Source organism: Nitrobacter sp. 62-13, assembly GCF_001896955.1.
Taxonomy (GTDB): Bacteria; Pseudomonadota; Alphaproteobacteria; order Rhizobiales; family Xanthobacteraceae; genus Nitrobacter.
This window is the reverse complement of record NZ_MKRN01000138.1, coordinates 1-5,374: the sequence shown is the minus strand read 5'-3', so window position 1 is coordinate 5,374 and position 5,374 is coordinate 1. Positions and strand designations below refer to the sequence as shown.

7 protein-coding genes are annotated in these 5,374 nt (G+C 60.9%); 6 read left to right on the top strand and 1 reads right to left on the bottom strand.

Going from position 1 to position 5,374, the window contains the following annotated elements; translation table 11 throughout:
* A partial coding sequence (locus BGN91_RS10295) for a GNAT family N-acetyltransferase (RefSeq protein WP_292612825.1) occupies nt 1-374 on the bottom strand: 374 nt, incomplete at its 3' end.
* Between the two features lie 282 nt (nt 375-656).
* Here BGN91_RS10295 and BGN91_RS10290 point away from each other — a divergent pair.
* The 6 genes from BGN91_RS10290 to BGN91_RS10265 form a co-directional block, all read left to right on the top strand.
* Nucleotides 657-1,244: a biotin transporter BioY gene (locus tag BGN91_RS10290; protein WP_292612823.1), complete on the top strand. Its 588-nt coding sequence runs from the start codon at nt 657-659 to the stop codon at nt 1,242-1,244.
* Entirely contained in the window at nt 1,241-1,771 is a 531-nt protein-coding gene (locus tag BGN91_RS10285; protein ID WP_292612822.1) for a DUF1284 domain-containing protein, read from the top strand. Before BGN91_RS10290 ends, BGN91_RS10285 begins: the two co-directional genes overlap by 4 nt.
* A complete protein-coding gene (locus BGN91_RS10280; RefSeq protein WP_292612820.1) occupies nt 1,768-2,379 on the top strand; it encodes a 2-hydroxychromene-2-carboxylate isomerase in 612 nt (203 codons plus the stop codon). The genes BGN91_RS10285 and BGN91_RS10280 overlap by 4 nt, the downstream gene beginning before the upstream one ends.
* Nucleotides 2,380-2,564: 185 nt before the next feature.
* Nucleotides 2,565-3,530, top strand: a complete 966-nt coding sequence (locus BGN91_RS10275) for a LysR substrate-binding domain-containing protein (protein WP_292612818.1) — start codon at nt 2,565-2,567, stop codon at nt 3,528-3,530.
* Nucleotides 3,531-3,736: 206 nt separating this feature from the next.
* Complete coding sequence (locus BGN91_RS10270; RefSeq protein ID WP_292612816.1) at nt 3,737-5,086, top strand: MFS transporter; 1,350 nt, start codon at nt 3,737-3,739, stop codon at nt 5,084-5,086.
* 89 nt (nt 5,087-5,175) lie between these two features.
* On the top strand, nt 5,176-5,374 hold a 199-nt coding region (locus BGN91_RS10265; RefSeq protein WP_292612814.1), incomplete at its 3' end, for a GNAT family N-acetyltransferase.

The following is a 5,374-nucleotide window of genomic DNA, read 5'->3' as shown; positions in this document are numbered from 1 at the left end:
TCGACGTAGCCAAGACGGCCGTACAGCGCGAGATTTTCGACCATCACTTCATTGGTGTAGAGTCTCAGAACCTCGTATCCCTTCCGCTGGCCGAGCGTCTCCGCATACTCCAGAAGCCGGCGTCCGAAGCCCTTGCCCTGCGCGTCGGGACGGACTGCAACGTTGTCCAGCAGAAAGCCGTGCTCGCCTTCGATTACCACCAACACACCGACGATCTTATGCGCGTCCTCAAGCACATGAACAGCATGCTGCTGGACCAACGCCGCGTAGTCCGAAAGCACAGGGCCAGCTACACGGCCGATTCTGGGCGTATAGAGCGCGTAAGCGTCGGCAACGAGCGAGCGAATCTCCGGTAGATCAGCCTCGACAGCCACGCGCACACCCTCCATGCTTCCTCCAGCGCGACAAAATTGGTAGCGCGATCCTTAGCACCGCAATGCCAGAGGCCTCCGCACCGAGCTAGAGACCGTCGGCACAGCCTATGCCGACTTTCAACTCCGATGCTGGTGAAGATTGTTCAGCCAGCGATGAACCAAGCTTGTTTGGCTGCCGAGCCCCCATTGGATACCGTCAGAAGCGGCCTTTGACGCTGTTGCAGGCATTGGCGTCAATCGACTGCCGTACCGCAAGACAAGATGAAGTCCACTGGAATCGCCATGTCTATCGCCACAACCATCACACCATTCAGCCCGCTCGATCTTAGCCGCCACTCGGTCGCGTTGCAGGCCCTCGCCGTCCTGGTCGGGACAGTGCTGCTTGCCTTATCCTCCTACATTGAAGTCCCGATGGTTCCAGTGCCAATGACGATGCAGACCTTCGCGGTCACGCTCGTCGGCGCTCTGTACGGCTGGCGTCTCGGGATCATCACAATCTCAGCGTGGCTTCTCGAGGGCGCTGCCGGTCTTCCCGTTCTCGCCGGCGGAGCTGGTGGCCTCCATCACTTTTCCGGTCCTACCGGAGGGTATCTAGTCGCCTTTGTCGTTGCCGGCGGCCTTACGGGCTGGCTCGCCGAGCATGGCTGGAACGGAGGTCGTCCAGCTCTCGCTTTGCTGTCCATGCTGCTCGGAAACGCAGCATGCCTCGCCATCGGAGCGGCGTGGCTCGCAGTGCTGATCGGACCTCAGCAAGCGATTGCGCACGGCGTCATGCCATTCCTCCTGGGCGGCCTCTTGAAATCCGCCTTCGCGGCCGCCTCTCTCGCGGCCCTGACACGCATCCTCAGTTCGCGCGAGGTTCGGCGATGACGGTGCGCCTAAGAGCGCACCACCTGCTCTGCCTCCTGACGTACTCGGGCAAGGGCTACAGCTCTGCCTTCACAACCAACCTCGACTCAGTGGCCGACCGTATCCAGCTAGGAGAAGAAATCGTCGTGGTCTCGGAGGCCGATGACGTTTGTGCGCCGCTGCTCGCAGAGTCCGACGTTCACTGTCACCGCGAGAGCGTCATGCGCCGCGACGACGTTGCCGCTGCGGAGTTGAGCGCGATCCTTGGATACTCCATTCGTCCCGGAACGGCTTTCCGCATGGATGGCGAGTTGATCACGACGATGCGAGACGCCTTCGTCGCTGGCGTTACGCGCAGCGCCTGCGGCGCGTGTGAGTGGTCTGGCCTGTGCTCCACCACCGCAGCGGCCCACTATGTCGGCGCCCGACTGACCACGCCGCACAGTCCTCCAGACGGTAGCCGCCGCTCGACAATACGTCCGGCGGCAGTGCTTCAATCCGCGCGGGCTTTGCCGGACGACCCTCTCAGCAAGCTGAGCTTTCCATGACCCAGCAATCTCCGACAATTGAATTCTGGTTCGATTTCAGTTCCCCCTATGCGTTTTTCGCGTCGCTTTCGATCGAGGAGATTGCCGCGCGTCATCGCCGATCTGTGCAATGGCGTCCCTTCATGCTCGGCGTGCTCTTCAAAGCGACGGGGATGACGTCGCTGACGCAGACGCCATTGCGCGGGGACTACGCCAAGCACGATTGGCTCCGCCTCGCTCGGCGCGCCGGCGTGGTGTTCAATCCACCCGGGAGCCATCCTGCAACGCAGCTACCTGCAAGCCGAGCGTTCTACTGGATCGAGAGCAAGCGTCCCGAGCTTGCGGTGCCGTTCGCAAAGCGCGTTTTTCAATCCTACTTCTCCGCCGGCCACGATACAGCACAGCCTGACCGCGTGGCCGCGATTGCGTCCGACCTCGGCATTGCCGCGACTGCGGTGATCGAGGCGATCGCGCTTCCGGCCGCGAAGGAAGAGGTGCGCGCGAGGACCGACGAAGCGCTACGCAGAGGAATATTCGGCTCGCCCTTCTTTGTCGTGGATGGCGAGCCGTTCTGGGGGCACGACCGACTTACTATGCTCGACGAATGGCTCCAACGCGGCGGCTGGTAGGCCGAGTTCAGTCGGTCAGCAGCGTCCAGCCGCTCGCTTTATGGCGCTTCAGGGATCGATGCCGTCGCAGGCGCCGCGCGGTCGTCGATGATTGTCACATGATACAATATGAGAATTGACACATTCGCAGCGTCGAAACAATATAAGAGTTGGTCATGAGCGTTTGATTTTCGCACGGGCATTCCATGGGCTTCAGGCTTCCTCCGGTAAACACGCTGCGCCTCTTTGAGGCAGCGGCCCGGCTCGGGAGCTTCAAGCTTGCGGCGGATGAGATCCACATCACGCCCAGTGCCATAAGCCACGGCATACAGACATTGGAGAATTGGCTGGGAACCGAGCTGTTCCATCGCGGCCCGCGCGGTCTCACGCTCACGCCGGCAGGGGAAGCATACGCGCCTGAAATTCAAACAGCTCTGTCGATCCTTGCCACGGCGACCGAACGCTTGCCAGGCCGCCGCGCGACAGGCGCACTCTCCGTCAGCAGCGCGCCGACATTCGCAAACAGGTGGCTGCTTCCGCGCCTTTCTCGCTTCACCGAACTCTATCCCGATATCCGCGTCACGATTGATACGTCCCGGCACTATGTCGACTTTCCGACCGCCGGTATCGACCTCGCGATCAGGCGGGGAACGGCGCCAAAGTCGGGAGAGTCCTGGACCCAGCTCGTGCCCGAGATGGTTGTTCCTGTCTGCTCGCCCAGTCTGCGACAAAGCATTTTCGTCGACGATGAAGTCGAGCTCCTCGGACACGCGCCTCTGATCCATGTGACCACTGTCCGGGAAGATTGGCGCTCATGGTTCGAGGCAAGAGGCATTGCACCTCCGTCGAACGAGCGCGCCATTCGCGTCGACACCATTCAGCTCGCGGCAGAAGGCGCCATGCGCGGACTTGGTATCGCCATGGGCCGCAAGCCGCTGATCGACGAATACCTCGTGCAAGGCAGCCTCTTGGAGATCGCCGGTCCCGCGATCCCGGCGGATACGAGCTATTGGCTCGTCGGCACGCAATTGGCTTTCGACCGACCCGAAACCAAGCTTTTTCGCGCTTGGATTCTCCAGGAGCTTCGCGACCGTGATCGGCCGCCAGCACCCGTTGCCGCGGCGATGCCTCGGCCGAAAGTCATCCCCCGGCGCCTTGGCATTGGAAAATAATCTGGCCGCGAGGCGCCTCAGAGATCGGCCACCACCGTGTCCAGCGCCTCGACATCACGCATCCCTGGTGGAGACGTATCGGGTCGTGCACACGCTGACCCGCATTCACCTCGTGGTGACTACAACTCGTTTGTCTGTGTCGCATCCAGCCGCAAGAAGTCATCCGAGGGGCCGGGACGATTCCGGCCGCGTTAACGGACGGAAGGATGGCTGCTCGCGAAGGCGATCGCAGAAGCCTCCGCTTGCGCAACATGGCTGAGCGACACGGATTGCCCATCTCTCAATCGAAGACACGTCTACTTGCACGATCCCCCGCGCCAGTCGTTGTAACTGTTGTTTTCACCTCCTTCATTTCAGTCACCTACGGCTTCGGAGTCTATCTGTTTGCCGCGCTCATGCCGGAGATGCGCGCAACGCTCACGTTCGATTACGCTTTTGCTGGAGCGGTCGCCGGATACGCGCAGATCGGTTATCTATCCTCGTCGCTGGCAATCGGGTTCTTGGCTCCGCTCATTGGTCCGGCGCGGACCGTCGCAGGATCAATGGTGATCTGCACGATCTGCCTGCTGGCGCTCAGCGGAATTGGGAGCCCGATATCACTAGCCGCGCTTCTGGTCTGCCTTGCGGCGATGGCCGCATCGGTTTGGACGCCGATGGCTCAGTTGGCGCAGCAACTCATTCCCGAGCAGCATCAGGGAAAGGCGCTGGGCCTGATGTCCAGCGGTACAAGCTACGGCGTGTTCATCAACGGCCTGATCGTCCCACCTCTGGTTCTTGCCTTTGGTTGGCGATCGGTATGGTTGGTCGTCGGCGCCACCGCTGCTTGCCTAACGCTCATCGGCATCCTCAGCCTGTCCCGTCTCGGCGATCGGCACTTCAGCCGCGACGCGCGCCAGTCGCGCTCCTCCTCCGAGACACCCCAGCGGTCTTCGAGCTTCCGTGGCCCTCTCATCCTTCTAATCATCATGTTCCTGAGCGGCTTAGCCTGCATGCCATTTCAAACGTTCCTCACGAGTTACCTGCGAGATGAGCACGCTTGGTCACCGGAGCTGAGCGGTCGAATTTGGTCAATGATCGGGATCGCAGGTATGTTTGGCGGCTTCCTCATGGGCTCCATCGCCGATCGGATCTCGGTCAAACGCACACTGACATTGGCGTTCGTGCTTCTATTCTTTGCCGCAGCCATTGCATGCCGGCCGACAAGTCCCGCAATTGTGTTCGCCGGAGCGGGATTGTTTGGAATCGCCTTCAACTCGATTTTCGGTCTGGTTCCCGCCTATGTGTCGAAGACGACACAAGGGACGGGCGCGACCCGACTATTCGGAGTTCTCAACCTTTCGGTTGGACTAGGGAACATGTCGGGGAACATTGTGGGCGGCAACATGAGGGAGACCTTGGCCACCTTCAATCCCATGTATGTCAGCATCGCCGGGATTGTCCTCGTCCTGATCTTGCTGACGTTCCTTCTACCCAGCGACCGTCGAAAGATAGAGCCGGCGGGTGACGTGGACGACAGGGCGTTCATACCCCCTGAAAGGGATGTCGCCTGCGGGTGATAGAAACTCGTTTGCGCCGCTCTTTGGGCGGGAACATCTTTCGGGCAATTTGAAACCATCAGGCCGCCAACACTGCGTTCGAGGCGTCGATGACCAGTCCGGGTGAGGCTTTACCGGTTCTTCAGACTGATCGGCTGGTGCTCAGGCCGACGAGGCCGGCAGACGCGGAAATGCTGTTTCCGATCTTTGGCGACCCTGTCGCGATGCATTATTGGGACGTGCCCGTTCGCCGTGATGTGCAGCAGACTGAACAGATGCTGCGATCGTATCTCGTGCCGGGATCGGGCC

Bases quoted from the DNA above. Each gene is read 5' to 3' on its own strand.
- BGN91_RS10290 (WP_292612823.1), top strand. From the start codon at position 657: ATGTCTATCGCCACAACCATCACACCATTCAGCCCGCTCGATCTTAGC.
- BGN91_RS10285 (WP_292612822.1), top strand. From the start codon at position 1,241: ATGACGGTGCGCCTAAGAGCGCACCACCTGCTCTGCCTCCTGACGTAC.
- BGN91_RS10275 (WP_292612818.1), top strand. From the start codon at position 2,565: ATGGGCTTCAGGCTTCCTCCGGTAAACACGCTGCGCCTCTTTGAGGCA.
- BGN91_RS10270 (WP_292612816.1), top strand. From the start codon at position 3,737: ATGGCTGCTCGCGAAGGCGATCGCAGAAGCCTCCGCTTGCGCAACATG.
- BGN91_RS10280 (WP_292612820.1), top strand. From the start codon at position 1,768: ATGACCCAGCAATCTCCGACAATTGAATTCTGGTTCGATTTCAGTTCC.